25 protein-coding genes are annotated in these 26,700 nt (G+C 65.3%); 11 read left to right on the forward strand and 14 right to left on the reverse strand.

Annotation, left to right across the window (positions count from 1 at the left end):
* The first annotated feature begins 21 nt into the window (after positions 1-21).
* From minD to dapF, 11 genes are all read left to right on the forward strand, one after another.
* Entirely contained in the window at positions 22-837 is an 816-nt protein-coding gene (gene minD, locus D8676_RS02840; protein ID WP_121579299.1) for a septum site-determining protein MinD, read from the forward strand.
* Complete coding sequence (gene minE / locus D8676_RS02845) at positions 834-1,124, forward strand: cell division topological specificity factor MinE (RefSeq protein WP_121579300.1); 291 nt, start codon at positions 834-836, stop codon at positions 1,122-1,124. The genes minD and minE overlap by 4 nt, the downstream gene beginning before the upstream one ends.
* 38 nt (positions 1,125-1,162) lie before the next feature.
* Positions 1,163-1,372, forward strand: a complete 210-nt coding sequence (locus D8676_RS02850; protein WP_121579301.1) for a hypothetical protein — start codon at positions 1,163-1,165, stop codon at positions 1,370-1,372.
* A 549-nt stretch (positions 1,373-1,921) separates the two neighbouring features.
* Positions 1,922-2,011, forward strand: coding sequence for a potassium-transporting ATPase subunit F (locus D8676_RS02855; protein WP_121579302.1), 90 nt, complete (start codon positions 1,922-1,924; stop codon positions 2,009-2,011).
* Between the two features lie 31 nt (positions 2,012-2,042).
* Positions 2,043-3,746 (forward strand): potassium-transporting ATPase subunit KdpA, encoded by a 1,704-nt coding sequence (kdpA, locus tag D8676_RS02860; protein ID WP_121579303.1) that lies wholly within the window; start codon positions 2,043-2,045, stop codon positions 3,744-3,746.
* 218 nt (positions 3,747-3,964) lie between these two features.
* The gene (gene kdpB / locus D8676_RS02865) at positions 3,965-6,022 is read left to right on the forward strand and encodes a potassium-transporting ATPase subunit KdpB (RefSeq protein WP_121579304.1); all 2,058 of its coding nucleotides are present in this window, start codon (positions 3,965-3,967) and stop codon (positions 6,020-6,022) included.
* A 13-nt stretch (positions 6,023-6,035) separates the two neighbouring features.
* Complete coding sequence (kdpC, locus tag D8676_RS02870) at positions 6,036-6,602, forward strand: potassium-transporting ATPase subunit KdpC (RefSeq protein ID WP_121579305.1); 567 nt, start codon at positions 6,036-6,038, stop codon at positions 6,600-6,602.
* Positions 6,603-6,663: 61 nt separating this feature from the next.
* Positions 6,664-9,360 carry a sensor histidine kinase KdpD gene (locus D8676_RS02875; protein ID WP_121579306.1) on the forward strand — a complete coding sequence of 899 codons (2,697 nt, stop codon included), beginning with the start codon at positions 6,664-6,666 and terminating at the stop codon, positions 9,358-9,360.
* A 1-nt stretch (position 9,361) separates the two neighbouring features.
* Positions 9,362-10,066 carry a response regulator transcription factor gene (locus tag D8676_RS02880; protein ID WP_121579307.1) on the forward strand — a complete coding sequence of 235 codons (705 nt, stop codon included), beginning with the start codon at positions 9,362-9,364 and terminating at the stop codon, positions 10,064-10,066.
* 16 nt (positions 10,067-10,082) lie between these two features.
* Positions 10,083-10,532: a PTS sugar transporter subunit IIA gene (locus tag D8676_RS02885; RefSeq protein ID WP_121579308.1), complete on the forward strand. Its 450-nt coding sequence runs from the start codon at positions 10,083-10,085 to the stop codon at positions 10,530-10,532.
* Positions 10,533-10,615: 83 nt separating this feature from the next.
* Positions 10,616-11,503 (forward strand): diaminopimelate epimerase, encoded by an 888-nt coding sequence (dapF, locus tag D8676_RS02890; protein WP_245426530.1) that lies wholly within the window; start codon positions 10,616-10,618, stop codon positions 11,501-11,503.
* A gap of 28 nt (positions 11,504-11,531) precedes the next feature.
* Here dapF and D8676_RS02895 read toward each other — a convergent pair whose 3' ends face one another.
* From D8676_RS02895 to D8676_RS02960, 14 genes are all read right to left on the reverse strand, one after another.
* Positions 11,532-12,719, reverse strand: coding sequence for an ABC transporter ATP-binding protein (locus tag D8676_RS02895; protein ID WP_245426533.1), 1,188 nt, complete (start codon positions 12,717-12,719; stop codon positions 11,532-11,534).
* The gene (locus D8676_RS02900) at positions 12,712-13,857 is read right to left on the reverse strand and encodes an extracellular solute-binding protein (RefSeq protein ID WP_245426535.1); all 1,146 of its coding nucleotides are present in this window, start codon (positions 13,855-13,857) and stop codon (positions 12,712-12,714) included. Before D8676_RS02900 ends, D8676_RS02895 begins: the two co-directional genes overlap by 8 nt.
* A complete protein-coding gene (locus tag D8676_RS02905; RefSeq protein ID WP_121579311.1) occupies positions 13,854-14,696 on the reverse strand; it encodes an ABC transporter permease in 843 nt (280 codons plus the stop codon). The genes D8676_RS02900 and D8676_RS02905 overlap by 4 nt, the downstream gene beginning before the upstream one ends.
* Positions 14,693-15,571 carry an ABC transporter permease gene (locus D8676_RS02910; RefSeq protein ID WP_121579312.1) on the reverse strand — a complete coding sequence of 293 codons (879 nt, stop codon included), beginning with the start codon at positions 15,569-15,571 and terminating at the stop codon, positions 14,693-14,695. The genes D8676_RS02905 and D8676_RS02910 overlap by 4 nt, the downstream gene beginning before the upstream one ends.
* Before the next feature lie 192 nt (positions 15,572-15,763).
* Positions 15,764-17,497, reverse strand: coding sequence for an ABC transporter ATP-binding protein (locus D8676_RS02915; protein WP_245426586.1), 1,734 nt, complete (start codon positions 17,495-17,497; stop codon positions 15,764-15,766).
* A 68-nt stretch (positions 17,498-17,565) separates the two neighbouring features.
* Complete coding sequence (locus D8676_RS02920; RefSeq protein ID WP_121579314.1) at positions 17,566-18,510, reverse strand: acetamidase/formamidase family protein; 945 nt, start codon at positions 18,508-18,510, stop codon at positions 17,566-17,568.
* On the reverse strand, positions 18,500-20,143 hold the full coding sequence (locus D8676_RS02925) for an ABC transporter substrate-binding protein (RefSeq protein ID WP_121579315.1): 1,644 nt from the start codon (positions 20,141-20,143) through the stop codon (positions 18,500-18,502). The genes D8676_RS02920 and D8676_RS02925 overlap by 11 nt, the downstream gene beginning before the upstream one ends.
* A 45-nt stretch (positions 20,144-20,188) precedes the next feature.
* On the reverse strand, positions 20,189-21,109 hold the full coding sequence (locus tag D8676_RS02930; RefSeq protein WP_121579316.1) for an ABC transporter permease: 921 nt from the start codon (positions 21,107-21,109) through the stop codon (positions 20,189-20,191).
* Complete coding sequence (locus D8676_RS02935; protein ID WP_121579317.1) at positions 21,106-22,011, reverse strand: ABC transporter permease; 906 nt, start codon at positions 22,009-22,011, stop codon at positions 21,106-21,108. Before D8676_RS02935 ends, D8676_RS02930 begins: the two co-directional genes overlap by 4 nt.
* Positions 21,989-22,588, reverse strand: coding sequence for an ANTAR domain-containing protein (locus tag D8676_RS02940; RefSeq protein WP_121579318.1), 600 nt, complete (start codon positions 22,586-22,588; stop codon positions 21,989-21,991). Before D8676_RS02940 ends, D8676_RS02935 begins: the two co-directional genes overlap by 23 nt.
* A complete protein-coding gene (locus tag D8676_RS02945) occupies positions 22,585-23,712 on the reverse strand; it encodes a transporter substrate-binding protein (RefSeq protein WP_121579319.1) in 1,128 nt (375 codons plus the stop codon). The genes D8676_RS02940 and D8676_RS02945 overlap by 4 nt, the downstream gene beginning before the upstream one ends.
* Before the next feature lie 187 nt (positions 23,713-23,899).
* Positions 23,900-24,844 (reverse strand): threonine/serine dehydratase, encoded by a 945-nt coding sequence (locus D8676_RS02950; RefSeq protein ID WP_121579320.1) that lies wholly within the window; start codon positions 24,842-24,844, stop codon positions 23,900-23,902.
* The gene (locus D8676_RS02955; RefSeq protein WP_121579321.1) at positions 24,822-25,817 is read right to left on the reverse strand and encodes a branched-chain amino acid ABC transporter permease; all 996 of its coding nucleotides are present in this window, start codon (positions 25,815-25,817) and stop codon (positions 24,822-24,824) included. The genes D8676_RS02950 and D8676_RS02955 overlap by 23 nt, the downstream gene beginning before the upstream one ends.
* Positions 25,817-26,698: a branched-chain amino acid ABC transporter permease gene (locus D8676_RS02960; protein WP_121579322.1), complete on the reverse strand. Its 882-nt coding sequence runs from the start codon at positions 26,696-26,698 to the stop codon at positions 25,817-25,819. The genes D8676_RS02955 and D8676_RS02960 overlap by 1 nt, the downstream gene beginning before the upstream one ends.
* Positions 26,699-26,700: the final 2 nt, after the last annotated feature.

Below are 26,700 nucleotides of genomic sequence, written 5' to 3' on the forward strand. Positions count from 1 at the left end.
GACGAGAACAAGGAGAGGTCAATGGGAAAGGTAGTTGTTATCACATCTGGCAAAGGCGGCGTCGGCAAGACGACGACCTCTGCCGCACTGGGCGCCGCGCTTGCACAGAACGGCGAGAAGGTCGTCGTCGTGGATTTCGACGTCGGACTGCGCAACCTCGACTTGGTGATGGGCGCCGAGCGGCGCGTGGTCTATGACCTCGTCAACGTCATCCAGGGCGAAGCCAAGCTGGCGCAGGCGCTGATCCGCGACAAAAGGCTGGAGACGCTCTATTTGCTGCCGGCCTCGCAGACCCGCGACAAGGACAACCTCACGCCGGAGGGCGTCGAGAAGGTGGTCACCGCCCTGAGAAGCGCCTTCGACTGGGTGATATGCGACAGCCCGGCCGGCATCGAGCGCGGCGCCACGCTCGCCATGCGCCATGCCGACGTCGCCATCGTCGTGACCAATCCGGAAGTCTCCTCGGTGCGCGATTCCGACCGCATCATCGGCCTCCTCGATTCCAAGACGCTGAAGGCCGAGAACGGCGAGCGCATGGAGAAGCACCTGCTTCTCACCCGCTACGACCCCGTACGTGCGGAGCGCGGCGACATGCTGAAGGTCGACGACGTGCTCGAGATACTCTCGATCCCGCTGCTAGGCATCATCCCGGAAAGCATGGACGTGCTCAAGGCGTCCAATGTCGGCTCGCCGGTCACTCTGGCGGAAAGCGCCAGCGCCCCGGCGCGCGCCTATTTCGACGCGGCCCGCAGGCTCAAGGGTGAGGCCGTTCCGGTCACCGTTCCGGGCGAAAAGCGTGGCTTCTTCGGCAAGATATTCGGAAGGAAGGCGGCATGAACCTGCTTCGTTTCTTTTCCCGTTCCCCGCAGTCCGCGCCCGCGGCGCGCGAGCGCCTGCAGGTGCTGCTTGCCCATGAGCGGGCATCTACCGGCGATTCCGAGCTGGTCACCAAGCTGCGCGACGAAATCCTCCGCGTCATCGCCAAGCACGTCAAGATCGACGACGACAAGGTCAGCGTGAAGATGGAGCGCGGCGACCAAGTCTCGACGCTCGAAGTCGACATCGAGATCCCATTGGACGCGGCCAAGAAGAAGCCCGTCAATTCAGGTAAAAAGGCGGCCTGACAGTTAACAACCACGCCGTTTAGCAAAGGAGCGACATCATGACCCGACTCGCACTACTGGAGCGACTGAAGGAGGTCCAGCAGATGCCCCGATATCAGGGCCGCGACATCATGACGATCAGCGCGGTCCTGTCGAACCAGGCGCTGGCAAAGCATCTGGAGCTTTGCGAGGAAGCCGCAGGGGCGACGCCGCGCTTCGCGGGACCGGTTGCCGGCGAGACCGGGCAGGCTCAGGTCGGCAGGGCCTGAGGAAAGACTCCTCCTTTCAGACCGGCGCGAAAAGACCGCGCCGGTCACCCAACGCAAATACCCAGGGCGCGACGGAAACAGGATAACCACCGGTCGCCCCCGTCGTCCGGCACATCCGAGGCTGCCTTGCAGCCGTCATTGCGTTTCGAACGTGAACGCATAGGCCGGAAGGCCCGACTGGCGCCACGACCTCTCCCGACTTGGCCGAACGGCCGCCGCGTCCTGCCCGTCCTCCTCCATCTGCCGGGCGGCCCGCCGAAAAATCTTTATAAGATTCATATTTCTTCGGCCGCTGTTCCGTCTCGAACCTTTATGCGGTTGCCCCCCATATAGCCGGCGAAGTTCCCGTTCCTGATCGCACCGCATCGGCTGCGAGGGCGGGAATTGTCGTCGGGTCGCATGGGGCGGACCTCCCGTGCGCATCGCGATCCGCAGTCCCAGGAGCTGACTGAATGGACGCCTTCGTGCTGGCAATCGCCTTCGGGTTCTTCGCGCTGACGTTTGGCTACATCAAGGTCTGCGAAAGAATCTGAGTAAGGAAAAACGGAAATGGTCGTCGAATACATCCTCGGCGCAGGCGTGGCGGCATTGATCTGCGCCTATCTGATCTACGCCCTCGCTCGCCCCGAGCGGTTCTGACCACGGTTCGTCGCCCAGAAAGAAGCAGCCAATGACAATCAACGGTTGGATCCAGATCCTGGTCTTTTGCGGGATCATCATTCTCCTCGTGAAGCCGCTCGGCGGCTACATGACGCGCGTCTTCAATGGCGAGCGCACCCTCCTCTCCGTCGTCTTCGGGCCTGTCGAGCGCGGGCTCTACCGGCTTGCCGGCACCAGCGACACCGAGGAGCAGCACTGGACGACCTACACCGCCGCGCTGCTGTTCTTCAGCATCACAAGCCTGGTCCTGCTGTATCTCATGCAGCGCTTCCAGGGCGTCCTGCCTTTCAATCCCGCAGGCATGACCGCCGTTCCGCCGGAGCTGGCGTTCAACACCGCGGTCAGCTTCGTCACCAACACGAACTGGCAGAACTACGGCGGCGAAAGCACCATGTCGTATTTCACCCAGATGGCGGGCCTGGCGGTGCAGAACTTCGTGTCCGCCGCTGCCGGCATCGCTATCGCCGTCGCGCTGATCCGCGCCTTTTCGCGGAAGTCGATGCGGACGCTGGGCAATTTCTGGGTCGACCTGACCCGCGCCACCCTCTACGTGCTGCTGCCGATCTGCGTCGTCGGCACGCTGGTGCTGGTCTGGCAGGGCGTTCCGCAGAACCTCGATCCCTATACGGTGGCGACGACGCTCGAAGGCGCGCAGCAGACGATCGCCCAGGGGCCGGTCGCCTCGCAGATGATGATCAAGCATCTCGGCACCAATGGCGGCGGCTTCTTCAACGCCAACGCGGCGCATCCATTCGAGAACCCGACCGCGCTGACCAACCTCATCCACATGGTCTCGATCTTCGCGATCGGCGCGGCGCTGACCAACGTCTTCGGCCGCATGGTCGGCAACGAGCGCCAGGGCTGGGCGATCTTCGCAGCCATGGGCGTCCTGTTCGTCGCCGGCGTCGCCGTCTGCTACTGGGCCGAGGCCGCCGGCAATCCGCTCGTCCATGCGCTCGGCATCGAGGGCGGCAACATGGAAGGCAAGGAGACCCGCTTCGGCGTCGCGCTCTCGGCCCTCTTCGCAGTCGTCACCACCGCCGCCTCCTGCGGCGCGGTCAACGCCATGCACGGCAGCTTCATGGCGCTCGGCGGCATGATCCCGCTCATCAACATGATGCTCGGCGAGGTCGTCATCGGCGGCGTCGGCGCCGGCCTCTACGGCATGCTGCTCTTCGTCGTGATGTCGATCTTCGTGGCGGGCCTGATGGTCGGCCGCACGCCGGAATATCTCGGCAAGAAGATCGAGGCCAAGGAGGTCAAGATGGCCATGCTCGCCCTCCTGATCCTGCCGCTGTCGATGCTGGGCTTCACGGCGATCGCGGTGGTGCTGGAGACGGGCGTCGCCTCGATGGGCAATGCCGGCCCGCACGGCTTCTCTGAGGCGCTCTACGCCTATGTCTCCGGAACCGCCAACAACGGTTCCGCCTTCGGCGGCCTGTCCGGCAACACGCCCTGGTACAACGTCACCATCGGCCTCGCCATGCTGGTCGGCCGGTTCCTCATGATCGTCCCCTTGATGGCGATGGCCGGTTCGCTGGTCGTGAAGAAGGCCGCGCCGGAATCGGCGGGCACCTTCCCGACGACCGGGCCGCTCTTCATCGGCCTGCTGGTAGGCGTGGTGCTGATCATGGGCGGCCTGGAATTCTTCCCCGCTTTGGCGCTCGGGCCGATCGTCGAACATCTCGCCATCGTCCAGGGACAGGCCTTCTGATCCGGTGCAGCCATGCCAGTTTTTCCGAACAAACCCGGTTCCGCGCGTCGGCGCGACGGCAGAGCGAGACGACCCAGACAATTTTCTGCCGGCGCCGCCTACCTGCTGATGGCAGCGGCCTTTATCGCCCTCTGGCTGCTGGCGACCGGGCTTCCCGAATTCCTTCAAATCCAGTCCGAGCAACACTCCCGGACCAGCATGGATGCTGGAGACCAAAAATGACCCAGACCCGCTCAACGAGCCTTCTCGACTCCCGTATCCTCGCCCCTGCCATCGGCGGCGCGTTCCGCAAGCTCGATCCGCGCAGCCTTGCCAGGAATCCGGTCATGTTCGTCGTCGCGGTGGTCGCGGCGCTGACGACGGTCCTGCTGCTGAAGGATTTCGCGACAGGGTCCGAAAACCTCGGCTTCTCGTTCCAGATCGTGCTGTGGCTCTGGTTCACGGTGCTGTTCGCCAACTTCGCCGAGGCGGTGGCCGAGGGGCGCGGCAAGGCGCAGGCGGATTCGCTGCGCCGCACCCGCACCGAAACGCAGGCCAAGCTGCTCGCCAATGGCGGCAGCGACTACAAGATGGTGCCCGGCGCCGGCCTGAAGGTCGGCGACCTTGTCCTGGTCGAGGCGGGCGACATCATCCCGTCCGACGGCGAGGTGGTCGAAGGCGTCGCCTCGGTCAACGAGGCAGCTATCACCGGTGAATCGGCGCCGGTCATCCGCGAGTCCGGCGGCGACCGCTCGGCGGTCACCGGAGGCACGCAGGTGCTCTCCGACTGGATTCGCGTGCGCATCACGGCGGCGGCCGGGTCCACCTTCATCGACCGCATGATCGCCCTGGTCGAAGGCGCGGAACGCCAGAAGACGCCGAACGAGATCGCGCTTAACATCCTGCTCGCCGGCATGACGCTGATCTTCACCTTCGCAGTCGTCACCATCCCGAGCTTCGCGGCATATGCCGGCGGCTATGTTCCGGTGATCGTTCTGGTCGCGCTGTTCGTGACGCTGATCCCGACCACCATCGGCGCGCTCCTGTCGGCCATCGGCATCGCCGGCATGGACCGGCTGGTGCGCTTCAACGTGCTGGCCATGTCAGGCCGGGCGGTGGAGGCGGCCGGCGACGTCGACACGCTGCTGCTCGACAAGACCGGGACCATCACCCTCGGCAACCGCCAGGCGAGCGAGTTCCGGCCGGTTCGCGGCGTGAGCGAGCAGGAACTGGCCGACGCCGCCCAGCTCGCCTCGCTGGCCGACGAGACGCCGGAGGGGCGGTCGATCGTCGTGCTCGCCAAGGAGAAATACGGCATCCGCGCCCGCGACATGCAGAGCCTGCACGCCACCTTCGTGCCGTTCACCGCGCAGAGCCGCATGAGTGGCGTCGATTTCGACGGCTCCACCATCCGCAAGGGCGCTGTCGACGCCGTCCTGAGAGAGGTCGAGCGGCAGGGTGCGGAGCGCATCACGCCCGAGATCGTCCGTCAGGTGCAGATCATCGCCGACGAGATCGCGACGGCAGGCGGCACTCCGCTCGCCGTGGTCAAGGACGGCAGGCTGCTCGGCGTTGTCTACCTCAAGGATATCGTCAAGGGCGGCATCCGCGAGCGCTTCGCGGAATTGCGCAAGATGGGCATCCGCACGGTGATGATCACCGGCGACAACCCGATGACGGCGGCGGCCATCGCCGCGGAGGCCGGCGTCGACGATTTCCTCGCCCAGGCGACGCCGGAGAACAAGCTGGCGCTGATCCGCGAGGAGCAGGCGAAGGGCAAGCTGGTCGCCATGTGCGGCGACGGCACGAACGACGCTCCGGCGCTCGCCCAGGCCGACGTCGGCGTCGCCATGAACACGGGCACGGTCGCGGCGCGCGAGGCCGGCAACATGGTCGACCTCGATTCCGACCCGACCAAGCTCATCGAGATCGTCGGCATCGGCAAGCAGCTCTTGATGACGCGCGGTGCCCTGACCACCTTCTCGATCGCCAACGACATCGCCAAGTATTTCGCCATCATCCCGGCGATGTTCCTGGCGTTCTATCCGCAGCTCGGCGCGCTGAACGTCATGGGCCTCGCCACGCCTCAGAGCGCCATCCTGTCGGCGATCATCTTCAATGCGCTGATCATCGTGGCGCTGATCCCGCTGTCGCTGAGGGGCGTGAAGTACAAGGCGGTCGGCGCCGGCGCGCTGCTGTCCCGCAACCTGCTCATCTACGGCCTGGGCGGCATCATCGTGCCGTTCGCCGGCATCAAGGCCATCGATATGGCCGTCACCGCCCTTGGCCTGGCGTAAAAGGAAGACTTCCATGCTGAAGCAACTCAGACCGGCGATCGCCATGATCGTCGCACTCACGGTCATCACCGGGTTCATCTATCCCCTCGGCATGACCGGCATCGCGCAGGCGATCTTCCCGCATCAGGCCAACGGCAGCCTGATCGAGCGGGACGGCCAGGTCGTCGGCTCCGAAATCATCGGCCAGGCCTTCACCAGCGACCGCTATTTCCACGGCCGCCCCTCCGCCGCCGGCGACGACTACAATGCCGCCGGCTCGAGCGGTTCCAACCTTGCCCCATCCAGCGCGAAGCTGATCGAGCGGATCAGGACGGATGCCGACGCGTTGAAGGCCGAGAACCCCAACGCCGCGATCCCGATAGACCTGGTGACGACCTCCGGCAGCGGCCTGGACCCGCACATCTCGCCGGAGGCGGCCTATTTCCAGGCGCCGAGGGTGGCGCGCGCCCGTGGCGTCGACGAAGCGGGGGTGCGCGCCTTGGTCGACGCCGAGGTCGAAGGGCGCCAGTTTGGCTTCATGGGCGAGCCGGTCGTCAACGTGCTGGCCCTCAATATGGCGTTGGATGCGACGGCGCGGTAAAGCTTCTGCCCGCGCCGTGTCGGAAACGCGCCGGTGATACTTGCGACATGAAGCAGAGCCGATGAAGGACGACGACCGCAAGGACGCAGGCAGACCTTCCCCGGACGCGCTTCTGGAGAGCGCGAATCGCGAGGGCCGGGGTCGGCTGAAGATCTTTCTCGGCGCCGCTCCCGGCGTCGGCAAGACCTACGAAATGCTGATGTCGGGCAGGGCGCGCAGGACCGACGGCGTCGATGTCGTGATCGGCGTCGTCGAGACGCACCGACGCCGGGAGACAGAGGCCCTGCTCGACGGTTTCGAGGTCATTCCGCGCGCCAGGATTCCCTACAAGGGCCAGGCGCTCGAGGAGATGGACCTCGACGCCATCCTCGCCCGCAGGCCGGCGCTGGTGCTGGTCGACGAGCTGGCGCACACCAATGCGGCGGGAAGCCGCCACCCCAAGCGCTATCTCGACGTGCAGGAACTCCTCGACCGGGGGATCGATGTCTACACCACCCTCAACATCCAGCATGTCGAGAGCCTCAACGACATCGTCGCGCAGATCACGCGCGTCCGGGTGCGCGAGACCGTGCCGGATTCCATCATCGACCGCGCCGACGACATCGAGATCATCGACCTCACGCCGGAAGATCTGATCAAGCGCCTCCACGAAGGCAAGGTCTATCTCCCGACAACCGCGGCGCGCGCCATCGAGAACTACTTCTCGCCCGGCAACCTGACCGCGCTCAGGGAACTCGCGCTTCGTCGCACCGCCCAGCGCGTCGACGACCAGCTCCTGCGCCACATGCAGTCCCACGCCATTCCCGGTCCGTGGGCAGCCGGAGACCGCGTTCTCGTATGTATCGACGAGCAGGCGCACGGCCCCTCGCTCGTCCGCTACGCCAAGCGCCAGGCGGACCGGCTTCGTGCGCCCTGGGCGGCGCTCTATGTCGAAGCGCCGCGCGCCACCAATCTCTCCGAGGCCGAGAGGGACCGGCTGGCCGCCACGCTTCGCCTCGCCGAGCAGCTCGGCGGCGACGCGGTCACCCTGCCCGGACAGGATATTTCGCGCGAGATCCTGCGCTATGCGGCTGCCAACAACTTCAGCCATCTCGTCATCGGCAGGTCCGACAAACCGCGATGGCGCGAGTTTCTGGAGGGCTCGATCACCCACGAGCTGATCAGATATGCCGGCGACATCAGCGTCAATGTGATTTCCGGAAAGGAGCGCGACGCCGCGCCTGCGCGCGGCTTGAGCATAGTCGAACCGAGCGGCTTTCGTTTTCAGCCCTACGCATTCGCGACCCTCTATGTCGGCGTGGCGGTCGTCTTCGGCACGCTGTTGTCCCGCGTACTCGACGTGCGCAACATCGCGCTCGTCTTTCTCATGGCCGTGCTGATGTCGGCGGTTACGGCCGGCCTGTGGCCCGCATTGTTCACGTCGGTCGTCGGCGCGCTCGCATTCAACTTCTTCTTCCTGCAGCCGCTCTACACGCTCGACATCAGCGATCCAGAGAGCGTGATCGCCTTCGGCTTTTTCCTCGGCGTGGCGGTCATCGCCAGCAACCTGACGGCCCGTGTCCAGCGCCAGGCCGCCGCGTCGCGCCAGCGCGCTCGCATGACGGAAGACCTCTATCTCTTCTCGAAGAAGCTAGCCGGCACCGGTACGCTGGACGACGTGCTGTGGGCCACCGCGCACCAGATCGCGGCCATGCTCAAGGTCCGCGTGGTGATCCTGCTGCCGGAGGGAGAGACGATCGCGGTCAAGGCCGGCTATCCCCCTGACGACACGCTTGTCGACGCCGACATCGCGGCGGCGCGATGGGCCTGGGAGCACGACCGCCCTGCCGGCCGTGGCGCCGATACGCTGCCGGGCGCCAGGCGGCTCTACCTGCCGCTGCGCACCGGCCGCACCGCAATCGGCGTGATCGGGCTGGACAATGACAGGCAAGGCCCGCTGCTGACGCCGGAACAGCAGCGCCTTTTCGACGCCCTCGCGGACCAGGCCGCCGTGGCCATCGAGCGTATCCAGCTCGTCGCCGACGTCGACAGCGCAAGGCTTGCCGCCGAGGCGGACAAGCTGCGCTCGGCCCTGCTGACTTCGATCTCGCACGACCTCAAGACGCCGCTGGCGGCGATCATGGGGGCGGGGGGAGCGCTCAAGGAATATTCCGGCGCCCTGTCGGAGGCTGACCGCAGCGAGCTCCTGGCGACGGTCGTCGAGGAATCGGAACGCCTGAACCGCTTCATCGCCAACCTGCTCGACATGACGCGTATCGAGAGCGGGGCCACCGAACCGAACCTCGCTTTCCAGTATCTGGGCGACGTCGTCGGAAGCGCGCTCAGGCGCGCTCAGAAGATCATGGCGAGGCACAGGACGGAGATCGATATCCCGGCCGATCTGCCAATGCTGAAGCTCGATCCGGTCCTGTTCGAGCAGGTCCTGTTCAACCTGCTCGATAATGCGGCGAAATACGCTCCAGCCGGCTCGACCGTCCGAATACGCGCGCGGAAAGAGGAGGGTTCCGTCATGCTCCAGCTCATCGACGAGGGACCAGGCATCCCTACGGGCGACCTCGAACGCATCTTCGACAGCTTCTACCGGGTCCGCAAGGCGGACCATGTGCGCGCCGGAACAGGCCTGGGCCTCACCATCTGTCGCGGCTTCGTCGAAGCCATGGGCGGCACGATCGTCGCGGGCAACCGGACGGACGGATCCGGGGCGGTGTTCACCATACGCATGCCCGTGCCGGCGGAAACGCCAACTCTGGACATCTGACATGACCAATTCGAGCGTGAAGATACTGATCGTCGACGACGAGCCACCGATCCGCAAGCTGCTGCGCGTCGGCCTGACGACGGAGGGATACAGCGTCGTCGAAACGGGAAACGCCCGCGATGCAGTCGACCGCATCAGGGACGAGCGCCCCGACCTCGTGCTGCTGGACCTCGGCCTGCCGGATATGCCGGGCCACGACCTCCTGGAGAAATGGCGTGGCGAACTTCTCGAGCAGCCGATCATCATCCTTTCCAGCCGCACCGACGAGGCGGGCATAGTCAGGGCGCTGGAACTGGGGGCCGACGACTATGTGACCAAGCCGTTCGGGATGAAGGAGCTGGTCGCCCGCATCCGCGTCGCCTTGCGGCACAAGCTCCAGCAGCAGGGGGAACGGCCGGTGTTCCAGACGGGCGACCTCTCGGTCGACCTGGTCAAGCGCATCGTCAGGGTCGCTGGCAAGGAGGTGAAGCTGTCACCCAGGGAATACGACATCTTGCGCATCCTGGTGCAGCACGCGGGTAAGGTCATCACCCACCAGCATCTGCTGAAGCAGGTCTGGGGAAGTTCGGCCGACGTCCAGTACCTGCGCGTCTATGTCCGGCAGCTTCGCCAGAAGATCGAGCGCAGTCCGGACGATCCGCAATACATTACGACCGAGACCGGGGTCGGCTACCGGCTGCGGGAAGCCGACCTGGAAAACCAGTAGTTGAAGTGAGCATGCAATGAAACTTTCCGATGTCCTCGCCCCGGAGAATGTCGTCCTCGACCTGAACGCCTCCTCGAAGGGCAGCCTCCTGCGCACGCTCTCCGCCATCGCCGCAAGGCAGCTCGGCATCGGCGAGGCTGCGATATTTTCGGCGCTCGACAACCGGGAGAAGCTTGGATCGACGGGCATAGGGGAGGGGATTGCTATCCCTCACGCAGCCATTCCGGATATGAAAAAGCCGTTCGCCTTATTCGTTAGACTGTCGAAGCCGATCGACTTCGAGGCGATCGACGAGAGCCCCGTCGACATAATCGCCGTTCTGCTCGTTCCCGTCGAGAAATCCTCGACGAAGCTGAACCTGCTGGCCGGCCTGGCGAGGATATTGCGTTCGGAAAAGATAAAACGAATCCGGTCTCTCGCCGCTGCGAGCGACGTCCATGAGACGATCACGGAGGCAGAGGCTTAGGCAACGGCCGCTCATGTTCGCCGGCACGTTGCATCCTGGCCCGTCGAAAGTACATTGACGGGGATTGGCCGGATCACTGCCCCGTGGACATTCGCAACATTCCTTCGCCCGACGCTGCCGAGCGGCCGTTCATCAAGATGCACGGCCTGCGCAACCATTTCGTCATCTTCGACAGGCGCTCCGACCGCCGCGCCTTCCGGAAAGACGACATAATCAGGATCTGCGACGTCCAGGTCGGAGTCGGTGGCGAGCAACTGCTCACCATCGAGCCGCCGTCGCCGGCAGCGGCCGCCCGCGGCGCCAAGGCGGGGATGCGCATCTTCAACATAGACGGCCGCGAGGTTTCGGCTTGCGGCAACGCCACCCGCTGCGTCGCCCATCTGTTGTTTGAGGAGGGCGGCGATGGCGAGCTTCTACTGGAGACGCGTGCGGGGCTGCTGAAATGCCGCCGTTCGGGCCCGATGCAGGTCAGCGTGGAGCTCGGGCCCATCGGCTGGAACTGGCGCGATTTCCCGCTCTCGCACGAGGTCGACATGTTCGACCTGCCCGTCCGCAACGGCCCGCTCGATCACGGCATCGGCCTCTGGATCGGCAATCCGCACGCCGTCTTCTTCGTCGACAGTCTTGCGGGGATCGACCTTGCCCGCGACGCCGCTCCGATCCACGACGACCCGCTGTTTCCGGAAGGCATCAATGTCGGCGTGGCTCAGCTGATGGACGACAGGACGATCCGGCTGGCGGTATGGGAGCGCCCGGGCATCGCCACCCAGGCCTGCGGAACCGGGGCGTGCGTGGCCGCCTTCGCGGCGCGCCAGCGGGGTCTCAGCGACAGCGACCGCTTCACCGTGCATCTCCCGGCCGGTCCGCTGACGATCGATATCCGGGGCGACATGGCCGTCATGTCCGGTCCGGTCGCCTATTGCTGCAAGGGTGTGGTCGCGGCCGAGGCCGTCGACGATTTCGAGCAGTAGCCGGCCGGGTTGTGCCGGAGTCTGAACCTTATGCTATGCGCGATCCGTTCTCGTCCAGCAGCACGCAGTCGGCGGGACCGAAGCCGACGTCGATCGCCTCACCCTCGCGCGCGATCTTGCCGCTGATCGGCGTGTTGGCACGGATCGTCGTCCTGCCGCCGATGTCGACTTCGTAGATCGCGCTGGAGCCGAGATAGGAGGTCGAGACCACCCGGCCCGCGAGCCGGTTGGACGTCGCCGCGGGACCGACCGCCAGCTTCTGCGGGCGCACCACGACCGTGACGGCGGCGCCCGGCGCAAGGGCTCTGGGAGAGGCGACTGTGACCGTCTGCCCGGCTGCGAGCGACACCGTCGCGGTCTGCTGATCGGCGGCGCTCACGGTTCCGGCAAGCATGTTGGCCTTGCCGAGGAAATCGGCGACGAACGCGGTGGCGGGCGTCTCGTAGACCTCCTCGGGCGTGCCGATCTGTTCCACGGCGCCGGCGTTCATGACGACGATCCGGTCCGACATCGACAGGGCCTCTTCCTGGTCGTGCGTCACGAAAATGGCGGTGATGCCGGTCTCTTTCTGGATCTTCTTGATCTCGACGCGCATCTCCTCGCGCATGTTGGCGTCGAGCGCCGAAAGCGGCTCGTCGAGGAGCAGCACTTCCGGCTCGAAGACGATGGCACGTGCCAGCGCGATGCGCTGCTGCTGGCCGCCCGACAGTTGCGACGGCAATTTCTTCTCGCTGCCCGGCAGCCGCACCATTTCGAGGGCCTGCCGCACCTTGCGCTGGATATCGGCCTTCGGCACGTTGCGGTATTTCAGCCCGAAGGCGACGTTGTCGAAGACGTTCTTGTGCGGAAACAGCGCATAGCTCTGGAACACCAGGCCGATGTTGCGCTTGTAGATCGGGACATCGTCGACCCGCCTTCCGCCGATCGAGATCTGGCCGCCCGAGATGTCCACAAGCCCGGCAATGGAGCGCAGGATGGTGGTCTTGCCGCAGCCGGACGGGCCCAGCAGGGTGACGAAGCTGCCGCGCCGGATGGCCAGCGAGAAATCGCGCACCGCGACGAACTTCCCGTAGGCGATGTCGATGTCTCGGAACTCGACCGCCGGAGTGCCGCCCTCGGCGCCCGGGCGGGCAGCAGCAGAACCGGCGACGGCCTGGGAAGCCCCGGCCGGCGACGGCCGGGGCTTTGAGGTCTGATCCGTCAGCTTGTCAGGCACCCTTGGAAATCCTGTCCCACTGCTTGGTCCAGGCATCCTCGTTGTCCGCCCAGTAGACCGGATCGGCAAAGGTCAGCGACTTCATCGCGCCGGTCGGATCGAAGGCCGGCAGGGCCTTGATCTTGTCGGTGAGCTCGACCTTGGTCGGATCGAGGGACGGCGGATAGTTCTGGCCTTCCGCCACCGCGATCGACGTGTCGGTCTCGAGCATGAAGTTGATCAGCTCCTCGCATTCGGCCATCGGCGAACCCTTGAGGATCAGCATGTCCTCCATCCAGGCATAGGAGCCGGTCGGATCGAGATAGCCGATCGGGTGGCCCTGCTGCTGCAGCGCCGCGATGCGGCCGGACCAGCCATCCGTGACCACGATCTCGCCCTTGGACAGAAGATCCATCAGCTCCGCGCCGGAGCTCCAGAACTTCTTCGCCAGGTCGCGCGTTTCGCGCACCTTGGCCCAGATCGCTTCCATGTCCTTGATGTTGTTGGGGTCCTGTCCGGTATCCAGCGCCGCGTACCAGACGCGGGTCGTCATGTCGGCATAGCCGCCGATCTTGCCGGCATATTTCTTGTCGGAGAGCAGGGCTGCGCCCTTCTCCTTGGCCTCCTCGGGCGAGATCACCGTCGTGTTGTAGGCGAGGCCCGTCGTTCCGTAGTCGTAGGGCACTGCCGAGAGCTTCGGCGTCAGCTTGCGGAAGGGTTCGATCATCGGCTGCAGCACATTCGCAAGGTTCGGAATGTTTGCCTCGTTGATCTCCGAGTTCACGCCCGCGTTGACATATTTGATGTAGTAGTTGACGCCCGACGAGTGGACGATCTGGAAGTCTCCCGGCTTCGACGTCTTGATTTTGGTGATGATCTCGTTCTCGTCGCCGAACGTGCCCTGCACCACGCCGACCCCGGTCTTGGCCGTGTAGGGCTGGAAGGCGTATTTGTCGATCGCCTCCTGCACCACGCCGCCCCATCCGTCGAAGCGGACTTCCTTGGCAGCCGCGAGCGCGCGGCCCATCCACGGCGTCGACAGGCCTGCGGAAGCCGCGGCTGCGGCCGTCAGCGTCAGGAAGGTGCGGCGGCTGAGATCGCCGTTCGTATACCGGTCGTGCAGTCTTTCGAGCCGTTTCGTAGTTGACAGCTTCATCATGTCTTCTCCTCTGGGTTGCCGCGTCTTCTCAATCTGGTGAGGCCCTGCAGCAGGAGCCCGCCGATCAGCGGAATGCCGACGGTCACCAGGATCATCACCGTGCCGAGCGCGTTGATCTCCGGACTGATCGAGATCTTCAGCATCGACAGGATCTGGGTGGGCATCGTCTCGACGCCGGCCGGCCGCCAGAACAGGCTGGCCGAGGTGTTGTCGAACGAAATGGTGAATGCGAGGAGTGCGCCTGCGACCACCGCCGGGACCAGCAGCGGAAGCGTGATTTCCCGGAACGACGCCAGCCGCGAGGCCCCGAGCGAAAGTGCCGCCTCCTCGTAGACGCGCCGGATGCCGACCATCCGGGCCTGGGCTATGAGCACGACATAAGGCACGGCGAGCAGGATGTGGCCCAGCACCAGGAGCAGCGACGTCCTCGGCTGGTCGACCGCCTTGATCGCCACCAGAAGGCCGACGCCGAGGATGGTTTCGGGAACCAGCGCGGGCAGGATAACCAGAGTGTTCAGCATCTGCTTGCCGCGGAACTCGAAGCGGATCAGCGTGTAGGCGGTGACCACGCCCACCGCCGTCGTGATCACGGCGGTGACCAGCGCGATCCACATCGACGTTCGGAACGCCGCCAGGACCTGCTCGTTGCCGAGCAGCTTGCCGTACCATTGCAGGCTGAAGCCGGTCATCGGAAAGCCGCCGAACATCGACGCGTTGAACGACAACACGACCGTGGCGATGATCGGCGCGAACAGGAAGATGTAGACGCAGAGCGTGACGAAGCCGGTCAGCCGCCAGGCCCATCTCCCCTCTCGGTTCCCGCGTGCCGCAGCGCTCATCCGCCCAGTCCTTTGACGATCTGGGACATGCCCATGTAGCGGGTGTACAGGGCGGCGAAGCAGCCGAGCACGACGAAGAGCACGATCGACAGCGTGGCGCCCATCGGCCAGTTCAACTGCCCCATGATGGTGTCGTAGATCAGGTTTCCGAACAGCGCGTCACGGCCGGAGCCGAGCAGTTGCGGCGTCACGTAGCTGCCGGCCGCCAGCACGAAGCAGAGCAGCAGGCCCGCGGCGAGACCCGGCAGCGAAAGCGGCAGCGTGACCTCGCGGAATGCCTGCGCGCTGGTGCAGCCCATCGAGCGGGCGGCGGCGATCAGCGTCCGGTCGATGCCCTCGAGGCTGACATAGACGTTGAGGATCATGTAGGGCAGCAGGAAGTGCAGCAGCCCCATGATCACGGCGCCTTCCGTGTAGAGCATCTGCATCGGCTGGTCGATCAGTCCGAGCTTGAGCAACGTGACGTTTATCAGCCCCTGCTCGCCCAATATGTGGATCCACGAGAAGGTGCGGATGGTGAAGCTGATCCAGAACGGCACGATGAGCAGCAGCAGGAGCAGCCACTTGTGCTTGAACGTCGTCGCCCAGATGAAATAGGCGGGAAAATAGCCGAGCACGCCGCAGATGAGCGCCGTCACCGCGCCGACCCGCAGCGTCTTGATGAGGAAGCCGTGATAATAGGCGTCGGTCAGGAACTCGTGCCAGTTCGCCAGCGTCAGCGCGCTCGTCTCGACACCCGCGGTGACGAAGGTGAAGAAGGTGTAGACCGCCATCACGGCGATCGGCAGCAGCAGGAAAAAGATCAGGAGCAGCAGTACGGGCGCTACCAGAATCCACGCCAGCCGTGGATCGTACAGGGTCCATCCTCTTGTCATACGCACTCGATGCCCGAGGCGCCTTTGCGGCGCTTTTGTTCCCGCGATCCAGATTGGGTGATTAAGGCGGTGATGTCTACAGGTGACGTGCAGAATTCCGTTGGACGGAGGCTATCGCTACATCCCATCGGGGGAACAGAAGGGGAAGCCGGCTGCGAAGCGCGCACTTCCGGCATGTCGTCGTCCTCAAGCTTATTGGGCGACCAGGTGCCCCCCACCTGCGTCATGCAGGTGCAGCAAGGGGGGCGGATCGCCCACCTGTCTCACGGCGCTCGGAATCTCGCGATCCAGCCGGGCGAAATGCGTCCGCCGCAGCTTGGGGTCGGGTACCGGGACGGCTTCGATCAAGCGTCTTGTGTAGGGGTGGCGGGGATTGGAGAAGACCTGGTCGCGCGTGCCCATTTCGACGATCTGCCCGAGATACATCACGGCGACGCGGTCGGAGATGTTCTCGACCACGGCCATGTCGTGCGAGATGAACAGATAGGCGACCCCGAATTCGCGCTGCAGGTCTTTCAGAAGCTTGAGCACGCGTGCCTGGACGGAGACGTCGAGTGCCGAGACGCTCTCGTCGGCGATGATCAGCTTGGGTTTCAGCGCGAGCGCGCGGGCGATGCAGATGCGCTGCCGCTGGCCGCCGGAAAACTCATGCGGATAGCGGTCCATCTGATCGGCCGAAAGTCCGACGCGCTCGAACAGCGACGCGACCTGGTTGCGGCGCTCCTCCCTGGAGCCGATGCGGTGTATCAGCAGCGGTTCGGCGACGAGGTCGCCGACGCGCATGCGCGGATCGAGCGAGGCGTAGGGATCCTGGAAGATCATCTGCACGTCGCGGCGGACGGCGTTGCGCTCGGCGGCGGAGAGGCCATGCAGGCTGCGCCCGTCTATGGCGATGTCGCCGGAATAAGGGACCAGGCCAGCGATCGCTTTCGCGGTCGTCGATTTGCCGCAGCCGGATTCTCCGACGAGGGAGAGGGTCTCGTCGCGTGCGATCGAAAAGCTCACGCTCTCGACGGCGTGGACGCGCCGGTCGACCCGGCCGAAAAAGCCTCCGTGCAGGTCGAAGCGCACCTGAAGGCCGCGCACCGTGGCGACGGGGGCGGGGACGCCGGCGGACGCCTGCGGATCTTCCGGCGCTTGCCGTGCTTCGGCGCCGACCCGCATCCGCGGCACGGCGGCCAGGAGTTCGCGCGTGTAGTCGGTCTGCGGAGAAGCGAATATATCGACGGCCTTGCCCTCTTCGACCATGCGGCCGTTGCGCATGATGATCACGCGGTCGGCCATCTCGGCGACGACGCCCATGTCGTGGGTGATGAGGATCAGGCTGGTGCCGGTTTCGCGCTGCAGGTCGCGCAGCAGCTCCAGCACCTCGCCCTGCACGGTGACGTCGAGCGCCGTGGTGGGCTCGTCGGCGATCAGTATGTCGGGCTTCAGCGCCAGCGCCATCGCGATCATGACGCGCTGCCGCATGCCTCCCGAAAGCTCGTGGGGGTAGTTGTCCAGCCTGCGCTCGGCATCCGGTATCCGCACCGACTTCAGGGCGTCGATGGCGCGCCGGCGTGCCTCGCGGCGCGACATCGGCGTATGAACCTCGATCGCCTCCATGATCTGGCGTCCGATCGACAGGACTGGATTGAGCGATGTCATCGGCTCCTGGAAGATCATCGCGATGCGGTCGCCGCGGATGCGGCGCATCTGGCTTTCAGGCAGGTTGGACAGATCGAGGTTGCCAAACCGGATGGAGCCTTTTGAAAGGTGCGCGGCCGGTTGCGGAAGCAGGCCCATGATGGCGAGCGACGTCATCGACTTGCCGGAACCCGACTCGCCGGCGATGCAAAGCGTTTCTCCGCGCGCCAGGGAGAAGGAGAGATCGGAGACGACCTCGCGCTCGCCCTCTTCCCCGCGCACGGAGATGGTCAGGCCTATAGCTTCGAGGACCGGCGCCGATGCTTCGGCGGCCGGTTTCGTCGATGCGGTGGTCTGACCTGCTGCGCTCACTCGAACACGACCCGCGGGAAGTAGAACGACACGACCCAGTTCGGCATGTCGACGATCTCGCTGATCCTGAGATCGCCGCAGACCGAGCACAGCATGTAGGCGTCCACCGGATCGAGGCCGTGCTCGCCCGCGATCAGGTCGACCATCTGCGCCACCGCGACCTTGGCGCCGGTCATCAGGTCAGGCCCGACCCCGGTGGTCACTTCGTAGCCCTTGGCGTCGAGATGCCGGGTGACCGGCCCCGGCGTCGTGAAGCGGGGCATCTTCAGCCGCGCATCCTTGACGAGGTCGATCGTCAGCACGGTGTTCATCTGACTCTCGATGGCGGTGCCGCAAACCTCGCCGTCACCCTGGGCGGCATGGGTGTCGCCGACGGAGAACAGCGCGCCAGCAACCTCGACCGGCAGATAGAGGACGGTGCCGGCGGCAAGATCGCGGATATCGAGATTTCCGCCCATGCGGCGCGGCGGCACTACCGAATGCAGCCCCGCCTCGGCCGGCGCGTTGCCGATCGTGCCGGCGAACGGCTTCAGCGGCACGCGTGCGTTCTTTCCGTAGAGCGCCGGCTCGAGCGAGCTTGCGTCGTACTTCCAGAGATTGAGCGCGGGTTCCTTGAAGTCGTCGGCAAGCAGGCCGAACCCGGGAATGTTCGCCGTCCAGCCGAAGCCGGACGGCTTGAAGGCCTCGATCGTGATCTTCAGCGCGTCTCCCGGCTCGGCCCCATCCACATGGATGGGACCGGTCACCGGATTGACCTTGCCGAAGTCGAGCGTCGAGACGTCGGCGACCGTGCTGTCAGGCTTCAGCTGGCCGCCGGACGAGTCCAGGCATTCGAACTCGATGGTGGAGCCGGGCGCCACCCGTTCGACCGGGGCAAAACTGTTGTCCCAGCCGAAGTGATGGTGGCGTCCGTGGATGGTGTAGTCGCACTTATTGCACATCGTTCACATACACGTAGTCGTAGTTGATCGGGATATGGACGGGATCGACATAGAGGTTGTCGGCGCCCGCCATGCGCGGCGACCGCATGGTGAAGCGCTGCTCGTTGAAGACCGGCACCCAGGGCGCATCCTCCATGATCTTCTCATAGATGGTGCCCCACATCTTGTAACGCTCCTCGGCCTTCGCCGGGTCGGTGATCGAGTCGGCTTCCGAGGCCATCTTGTCGAGGTCCTCGTTGCAATACCAGGACCAGTTCCAGCCGCCGGGAACCGCGCCGCCGCAACCGAGGATCGGGCCGTAGAAGTTCGACGGATCGGGGAAGTCGGCGATCCATCCCATGCCGCCCGACCAGATCATCGGGGCGCCGGCCTTGTCGCCGCCGGCGGCGATCACGTTGGCCTGCGCCAGCGACTGGATGTTGGCCTTGATGCCGATCGCCGCGAGGTCCTGCTGGATCGCCTGGGCGATGCGCGGGTTCGGATCGGTGTTCATGACGTAGAGCTCGGTCTCGAACCCGTCGGCGTGGCCGGCTTCGGCCAGCAGCGCCTTCGCCTTCTCGGCGTCGTAGGCGTAGCCCTTGTAGTCCTTAGAGTAGCCGGGCATCGACGGCGGCAGCGGCTGGTTCGCCGGCACCGCGCGGTTGTTGATCAGCTGGACGATGCGGTCCTTGTTGATCGCCATGTTCACCGCCTGGCGCACCTTGACGTTGTCGAAGGGAGCCATCGTCGTGTTCATCGTGATGTAGCCGGTGTGAAGCTGGCCGCCCTCGACGACACGCTCCTTCTGGGCGGGGTCGCTCATCACTTCCTGGAACTTGGCGGGCGGGATGCCGTCGCCGGGGACGTCGACCTCGCCCTTCTGCAGGCGCAGCAGCGCGACGATCGGCTCCTGGCCGACCTCGAAGGTGATCTTGTCGAGATAGGGCAGGCCCTTGTTCCAGTAGTCGGCGTTCTTCTCGAACACCAGGCGCTGGCCGAGCGTCCACTCGGCGAGCTTGTAAGCGCCGGTGCCGACCGGGTTCTTGCCGAAGTCGGGCCCGTATTTCTCGACCTCTTCCTTGGGCACGACATGCGAGAAGTTGAGCGCCATGACATGCAGGAAGGTCGCATCCGGACGCGACAGCTCGATCTTGATCGTCGACGGATCGACCACCGTCACGCCCGACAGGGTTTCCGCGCTGCCGCCGGCTACCTCGTCGAAACCCTTGATCGAGGCGAAGAAGCCGGCGCCGGGGCTCTGGGTCTTCGGATTGGTGACGCGGTCGAGTGTGTATTTGACGTCTTCGGCGGTGAGATCGCGGCCGTTGTGGAATTTCACGCCCGGGCGCAGCTTGAAGGTGAAGACGGTGCCGTCGGATGAGATCTCGTAGCTTTCGGCGAGTTCGGGCCTCAGCGTCGTCGTCCCCGGCTCGTAGTCCATCAGGCCGTCGAACAGGCTCTTGATCATCGACCAGTTCTGCCAGTCGTAGCCGATCGCGGGGTCGAGCGTGGAGACGTCGTCCTTGTAGGTGATGACGATGTCGCCACCCGGCTTGGCATTGGGATCGCGCTGTTCCTGCGCTGTCGCCGGCATCAGGCCGAGCATCAGCGCCAGCGCCGAGGCGGCTACCGTTGTCGTCAGAAATTGCTTCATGTCAGTGTTCCCTTCTTCTTTGGTTTGCGTTGCAGATGCTCTTGTTCAGCGCAGCTTGATGCGCGGATCGATGAATGGGGCGACGATGTCGGCGAGCAGGTTGCCGAGCACGATCGCGCATGCCGAGACCAGCGTGACGCCCATGATGATCGGGATGTCGACGCGCTGGATCGCCTGCCAGGCGAGCTGGCCGATGCCGGGCCAGCCGAAGACGCTTTCCACCACCACGATGCCGCCCATGAAGATGCCGATGTCGATGCCGATCATGGCGACGACCGGCAGGATCGCATTGGGCAGCGCATGGCGCACCAGGATCGTGCCGCGCCTCAGGCCCTTGGCCCGCGCGGTGCGGATATAGTCCTGCCGCAGAACGTCGATCATCGAGGAGCGCATCATGCGGGCGTACCAGCCGGCACCCAGGACCCCGAGCGTGAGGGAGGGCAGGACCAGATGTTTCCAGGTGCCGTAGCCGCCGATCGGAAACCAGCCGAGCCGCACGGCGAAAACATAGAGGAGCAGGAGGCCGACGACGAACTGCGGCGCCGAGACGCCGACGAAGGAGGTCAGCATCAGCGTCTGGTCGGTCGCGCTGCCGCGTTTGGTAGCCGCGACCAGTCCCATGGTGAGGCCGATCGCCAGCTCGCAGAATATGGCGCCGAGCATGAGAAGCAGGCTGGCGGGAAGGCGCGAAACGATGAGCTCGCTGACTTCCGACCGCTGGATGTACGAGCGGCCGAGATCGCCGGTCAGGAGGTTCGTCAGGTAGCGCCAGTACTGCACGAAGAAAGGCTGGTCGAGACCGAGCTGCTGGCGGATGTTCTCGACTGTCTGCGGCGTCGCGCTGCGCCCGGCGATCTGGCGCACGGGGTCCGCCGGAAGCAGATAGAGCAGCGCGAAGGTGATGATCGAGACGCCGAGCAGGATCAGCGCGGACTGGATCAGGCGGCGGCCGATATACGCGATCATGCCCGGCCTCTCTGCGTGGGATCGAGGATGTCGCGCAGCGCGTCGCCGACGAGGTTGAAGGCGAGTGCCAGCGCCAGGATCGCCGCTCCCGGGAAGAAGACCAGCCAGGGCGCGACCTGGAAATAGGTCTGGTTCTCGAAGATGATGTTGCCCCAGGAAGCCGTCGGCGGCTGCACCCCGATGCCGAGATAGGACAGCGTCGCCTCCAGGAGGACCGTGGTCGAGATCCCCAGCGTGCCCCAGACGATCAGCGTCGGCAGCAGATGCGGCAGTATGTGGCGGAAGAGGATGCGCGGCGTACTGGCGCCGATCGTACGCTCGGCGTCGATGAACTCCCGCTCGGCTAGCGAGCTCGTCTCCGTGTAGATGACGCGGGCGGTCTGTACCCAGTTCACCAGCGCGATCACCAGCGCGACGATCCAGAGGCTCGGCTGCAGGATGGCGGCAAGGCAGATCGCCAGCAGCAGCGCGGGAAACGCCATCATGAGATCGGTGAAGCGCATCAGTGCGTTGCCGATCCAGCCGCGGAAATAGCCCGCCGTGATGCCCACCAGGGCGCCGATCAGCAATGCGGCCCCGTTGGCCACGATGCCGATGATCAGCGATGTGCGGGCCCCGTAGAGGATGCGGGTGGCGAGGTCGCGTCCGAGCAGGTCGGTGCCGAGCCAGAATTTTTCGCTGGGCGGCAGCGGCGCTCCTTCGAGGGTCAGTCCGTCGAACATCTGCTCGTTCGGATCGTACGGCGTCAGCAGCGGCGCGAGGATGGCGCCGGCCACGGCGATGGCGATGAGCGCGAGGCCGAGAATCGCCAGGCGGCGCTTCAGGAGCTGCCGCCAGATTCCGCTGCGCGGCTTGGCCGGCAGCAGGGGCGTCGACATGTCAGGCGATATTGGAGTGGTCATCGCCTTCCTCGCTCATGGCCACGATGCGCCGGGCCGCCTGCTCGACGCTCACCTGCCAGCTCATCGCCAGCGAACGAAGCTGCGCATAGGCACGGCCGTCGTCCACGCCCTGCGCCGCAAGGGCTGCGACCGCGCGCACGATCGTCTGGCGCTCGGCAAGCCGGGTTTCCAGCGCCGCGATCTGGTCGGCGAGCCGCCTGCGCGCGTCGAAGGACTGCCGTGCGATCAGCAGCGCGCTGTAGACCCCGGCCGTGCCGATCGGCTTCAGCAGCTGTGCGTCGGCCTTCTGCGACAGCGCCCATTCGATGCGGCCGGGCGCTTCCGAGCCGATCAGCGCGACAAGCGGCATGGGCGCCTCGCCGGGTTTCCAGGGGAACTGTTCGTCGAAGCCGAGATCGACGTCGAAGAACACGAAGTCGGCGGCCAGCGCGTCCGGTGGCAATTCGGGCCAGCATTCGCGCACGTCGAGCCCGATGGCGCCGAGCTGGCGGGCCAGCGCGTTCACTGTGGTGTGCGGGCGATGCAGGATGTAGGCCTTCGCCCCGCCCAGGTTGGGGATGCGCGAGGCCCGGGTCACGACACCACCTTCAGTCGCGGGCGGCCGAAGATCTCGGCGCGGTCGTAGCGGGAGAGGTATGGGTCGGGCGCGACGCTGTCGGTCCGGCTTACCGTCTCGAAGCAGTCGTTGCCGATCTGCCCGATAACCACGGGCAGTGTCGCATGCTGAGTCTGCGGGTCGATGACCGTGTCGCCGAAGGGGGTCTGGAAGGTGGCCTTGGCGAAGACGGAGGGCAGGTCCGCGAATGTCGCATCTGCGTTGCCGGCCAGCACCTTGGCCAGCACGCGCACGGAAGCATAGGCCGCGGCCTCGAATGAAGAGGCCGGCTGGGGAAGGTCGGCTTTGGCAGGTGTCCTGCCGTTACCGGTCGGCGACGCGAAATACGGCCCGGCGCAGAGGTTGCCTTTCGCCGTGTTGCCGATCGCGGGAAGTTCGCATTCGGTGAGATTGCACGAAAGCAGTGGGCAGCGGTCGAGCCGGAAATGCGGATCGTGCCGGCCGAGCTCGGCATAGGCGGCGATGAAGGCATAGGACGAGGTGCCGATGAGGTTGTTGAGGATGAAATCCGGCCTAGTCGCCTTGATCTCCGCGATCAGCCGCGACACGTCGGTCTCGCCGATGGGCAGGTACCGCTCGGCGAGGACGCTGCCCCCTGCGTCGGCGATCAGGTCGCGCGCGACCCGGTTGGTCTCCCAGCCCCATATGTAGTTGGACCCGAGCAGTAGCCCGTTGGCGCCGAAGCGCGGTATGACATAGGCGAGCAGCGGCACCAGATGCTGGTTGGGGCAGGCATGCATGTAGACGACATGCTCGTTGGCCTCGAAACCCTCATAGGGGCAGGCGTACCAGAGCGTGGCGCCGGATTTCTCGAGGACCGGGATGACTTCCTTGCGGCTCCAGGACGTGATGCAGCCGATGACGTGCCTGACGCCGTGCTCGCGGATCATCTCTTCGCAGAGCGGCGCATAGCGGTCGATGTTCCCTTGCGGATCGCGCTCGACCGGAACCAGTTCGATGGGGCTCGCGGCATTGGCGTTCACGTCGGCGACGGCCCGAAACACGCCCTGCCGACAGGCATCCGAGATCAGGCTGTACGTGCCCGAACGCGAATAGAGGACGCCGATCTGGATCGAACGCTTCAAAGATCAAGCCCCAAAAAGACAATGCCCCGCTGCCTGCACCGGCGAGGCGAGGCATGCGAGGCACATTTGCCGCCCGGCACGCGAGGCCGGTATTTTTCCCTAGCCTAGCGACCGGTCGTACTGAGTCAAGCAGGAAGGTGCCGCCCGGCGCATTGCCTAACGGCATGGCTGAGATCGGCGATCGTGTTCACGAAACCGTGCCTTCCGCCCCCGCGCCGCAGATCAGGGCGCATATCCGCTTGCTGTCGGCGAACACCGGATGGCCGCTCTGCAGCGCGGCGATCGACGCGGCGCCGGAAAGATCGGCCGCTATGCCGAATTCGAACCACAGCCACCGGGAGGCGGCCAGCATGGCGTCGTCGGAGACCAGCACCACCTCGGCGATGTTGCGGCGCGCCAGTTCGAACACACGCTCGTCGGTGCGTCGGCAGGACATGGTAGCGACGCGGCTGGTCACTTTCGGCAAGGTGACGACCTCCCCGGCGTCGAGGCTGGCCTTCATCGTCGGGGAGCCGGTCGGCTCGACCGCGACCACCCGTACGTCGGGACGTTGGGCCTTGATGGCCGTCGAGAGCCCGGAAATGAGTCCGCCTCCGCCGACCGCCACCACGATCGTGTCGAAATCCCATGTCTGGTCGAGTATCTCCAGGCCGAGCGTTCCCTGCCCGGCAACGACCAGCGGATCGGCGAAGGGGTGGAAGTAGGACGCGCCGCTGGTGCGGGCATATTCAAGCGCCGCTTCGTTCGAAGCGCTCCAGTCGGCGCCCGCGGTGCGAACGTCCGCCCCCCACTCGCGCATCTTGGCGACCTTGGCGGGCGACACGTTGCCCGGAACGTAGATCACGGCGGGAACCCCGGCGACCTTCGCCGTGCGCGCGACGGCCAGGCCGTGATTGCCGCCCGACGCCGTGACGATGCCGGCTTCTATCTCCAGCGGCGGAGTGCCGAGCAGCCGGTTCATGGCGCCCCGCGCCTTGAACGATCCGGTGACCTGGTGAAGCTCCAGCTTCATCGTCACGCTGGCGGACACCGGCAGGGGATCGCGCGTCCTCGAAGCGCCGATGATGGGCGTCCGCCGGACATAGGGCGATATACGGTCCTGGGCTGCTTCAATGTCGGCTATGGTGATCATTGGCTTCGTCCGTGCGCCGCCTCTCGATGAAGGCATAGATTTCGCCGACTATGCCACGGCGGAAGATCAGCACACAGACCATGAAGATCGCTCCCGTGGCGATCGTAACCGGAAAAAAGGAGGTAGCCAGCATGTTCTGTAGGGCCACGACGAAGCTGGCGCCGACGACCGGCCCCACCAGCGTGCCGATGCCGCCGAGCAGCGTCATCAGGATGACCTCGCCGGACATCTGCCAGGCGACGTCGGTCAGCGTCGCGAACTGGAACACCAGCGCCTTGATCGCCCCCGCCAGCCCTGACAGCGCCGCCGACATCACGAAGGCTGCCAGCTTGTAGTTCTGCACCGAGTAGCCGAGCGACACGGCGCGGTTCTCGTTCTCCCGGATCGACCGGAGAACCATGCCGAAAGGGGAGTTGACGACGCGCCATACGCAGAACAGGCCGAGCACGAAATTGGCCATTACGAAATAGTACATCGCATGGGGATCCTGCAGGTCGACCAGCCCGAGGAAGGTGCCGCGCGGCACGCCCTGGATGCCGTCCTCGCCGCCCGTGAAATCCGCCTGCACGCAGAAGAAGAAGAACATCTGCGACAGCGCCAGCGTGATCATTGCGAAGTAGATTCCCTGCCGGCGGATGGCGAAGAAGCCGATCACGAGGCCGAGCAGGGCCGCGCCGACCACGCCGATCAGTATGCCGATCTCCGGCCCGACGCCCCACACCTTGACGGCATGGGCCGTGAAGTAGGCGGCGCCGCCGAAAAAGGCCGCATGGCCGAAGGACAGGAGCCCGGTATAGCCCAGGAGCAGATTGAAGGCGCAGGCAAAGAGCGCGAAGCACATCATCTTCATCACGAAGATCGGATAAACGAAGAAGGGCAACGCGACGAGCGCGGCAACTCCCAGCGCCAGCAGGATAGTCTCCGTGCGCGAGGCGCGGCCGGTTGCCGATTCGGTGGAGGTCACGCTCGCCATCACGCATCCCTCCCGAACAGCCCGGCGGGCCGCAGCAGGAGCACGATCGCCATGATGACGAAAATGACGATGTTGGACGCTTCCGGATAAAACACCTTGGTCAGGCCCTCGGCAAGGCCGAGCATGTAGCCGGTGACGATGGCGCCGAGGATCGAGCCCATGCCGCCGACCACCACGACGGCGAAGACCACGATGATGAGGTTGGATCCCATCAGCGGACTGACCTGGTAGATCGGCGCGGCCAGCATGCCGGCCAGACCCGCCAGGGCAGCGCCGAGCCCGTATGTGAGGGTCAGAAGCAACGGCACGTTGACGCCGAAAGCCTGCACCAGCTTGGGGTTTTCCGTGGCGGCGCGCAGATAGGCCCCGAACTTGGTCCGCTCGATCAGCAGCCACGTGCCGAGGCAGACGACGAGCGAAGCCACGACCACCCAGCCGCGATAGATGGGCAGGAACATGAAGCCCAGATTGGTTCCGCCGGCCAGCAGCGGCGGCACCGGATACGGGTTACCGGAGACGCCGAAATAGTAGCGGAACACGCCTTCGATCACGAGCGCCAGGCCGAAGGTGAACAGCAGCCCGTAGAGCGGATCGATGTCGAAGAGACGCGACAGCGCCAGCCGTTCCACCACGATGCCGAACAATCCGACGACCAGCGGGGCAAGGATCAGCGCCGGCCAGTAGCCGATGCCGAAATTGGCGAGCATCAGGTAGCCGATGAACGCTCCCAGCATGTATTGGGCGCCGTGTGCGAAGTTGATGACGCGCAGCAGGCCGAAGATGATGGCGAGGCCGAGCGACAGCATCGCGTAGAACGACCCGTTGATCAGCCCGATCAGCAATTGACCGGCGAAGGCCTGGATGGGAATGCCGAAGATCATTG

The sequence above is a fragment of the Mesorhizobium sp. YM1C-6-2 genome (genome assembly GCF_003666685.1).
Classification (GTDB): Bacteria; Pseudomonadota; Alphaproteobacteria; order Rhizobiales; family Rhizobiaceae; genus Mesorhizobium_K.

Bases quoted from the DNA above. Each gene is read 5' to 3' on its own strand.
- D8676_RS02875 (WP_121579306.1), top strand. From the start codon at position 6,664: ATGAAGGACGACGACCGCAAGGACGCAGGCAGACCTTCCCCGGACGCG.
- D8676_RS02960 (WP_121579322.1), bottom strand. From the start codon at position 26,698: ATGATCTTCGGCATTCCCATCCAGGCCTTCGCCGGTCAATTGCTGATC.
- kdpC (WP_121579305.1), top strand. From the start codon at position 6,036: ATGCTGAAGCAACTCAGACCGGCGATCGCCATGATCGTCGCACTCACG.
- D8676_RS02925 (WP_121579315.1), bottom strand. From the start codon at position 20,143: ATGAAGCAATTTCTGACGACAACGGTAGCCGCCTCGGCGCTGGCGCTG.
- kdpA (WP_121579303.1), top strand. From the start codon at position 2,043: ATGACAATCAACGGTTGGATCCAGATCCTGGTCTTTTGCGGGATCATC.
- D8676_RS02930 (WP_121579316.1), bottom strand. From the start codon at position 21,109: ATGATCGCGTATATCGGCCGCCGCCTGATCCAGTCCGCGCTGATCCTG.
- minD (WP_121579299.1), top strand. From the start codon at position 22: ATGGGAAAGGTAGTTGTTATCACATCTGGCAAAGGCGGCGTCGGCAAG.
- minE (WP_121579300.1), top strand. From the start codon at position 834: ATGAACCTGCTTCGTTTCTTTTCCCGTTCCCCGCAGTCCGCGCCCGCG.
- D8676_RS02935 (WP_121579317.1), bottom strand. From the start codon at position 22,011: ATGACCACTCCAATATCGCCTGACATGTCGACGCCCCTGCTGCCGGCC.
- D8676_RS02885 (WP_121579308.1), top strand. From the start codon at position 10,083: ATGAAACTTTCCGATGTCCTCGCCCCGGAGAATGTCGTCCTCGACCTG.
- D8676_RS02950 (WP_121579320.1), bottom strand. From the start codon at position 24,844: ATGATCACCATAGCCGACATTGAAGCAGCCCAGGACCGTATATCGCCC.
- D8676_RS02920 (WP_121579314.1), bottom strand. From the start codon at position 18,510: ATGTGCAATAAGTGCGACTACACCATCCACGGACGCCACCATCACTTC.
- kdpB (WP_121579304.1), top strand. From the start codon at position 3,965: ATGACCCAGACCCGCTCAACGAGCCTTCTCGACTCCCGTATCCTCGCC.
- D8676_RS02855 (WP_121579302.1), top strand. From the start codon at position 1,922: ATGGTCGTCGAATACATCCTCGGCGCAGGCGTGGCGGCATTGATCTGC.
- D8676_RS02955 (WP_121579321.1), bottom strand. From the start codon at position 25,817: ATGGCGAGCGTGACCTCCACCGAATCGGCAACCGGCCGCGCCTCGCGC.
- D8676_RS02905 (WP_121579311.1), bottom strand. From the start codon at position 14,696: ATGAGCGCTGCGGCACGCGGGAACCGAGAGGGGAGATGGGCCTGGCGG.
- D8676_RS02910 (WP_121579312.1), bottom strand. From the start codon at position 15,571: ATGACAAGAGGATGGACCCTGTACGATCCACGGCTGGCGTGGATTCTG.
- D8676_RS02880 (WP_121579307.1), top strand. From the start codon at position 9,362: ATGACCAATTCGAGCGTGAAGATACTGATCGTCGACGACGAGCCACCG.
- D8676_RS02850 (WP_121579301.1), top strand. From the start codon at position 1,163: ATGACCCGACTCGCACTACTGGAGCGACTGAAGGAGGTCCAGCAGATG.
- D8676_RS02900 (WP_245426535.1), bottom strand. From the start codon at position 13,857: ATGATGAAGCTGTCAACTACGAAACGGCTCGAAAGACTGCACGACCGG.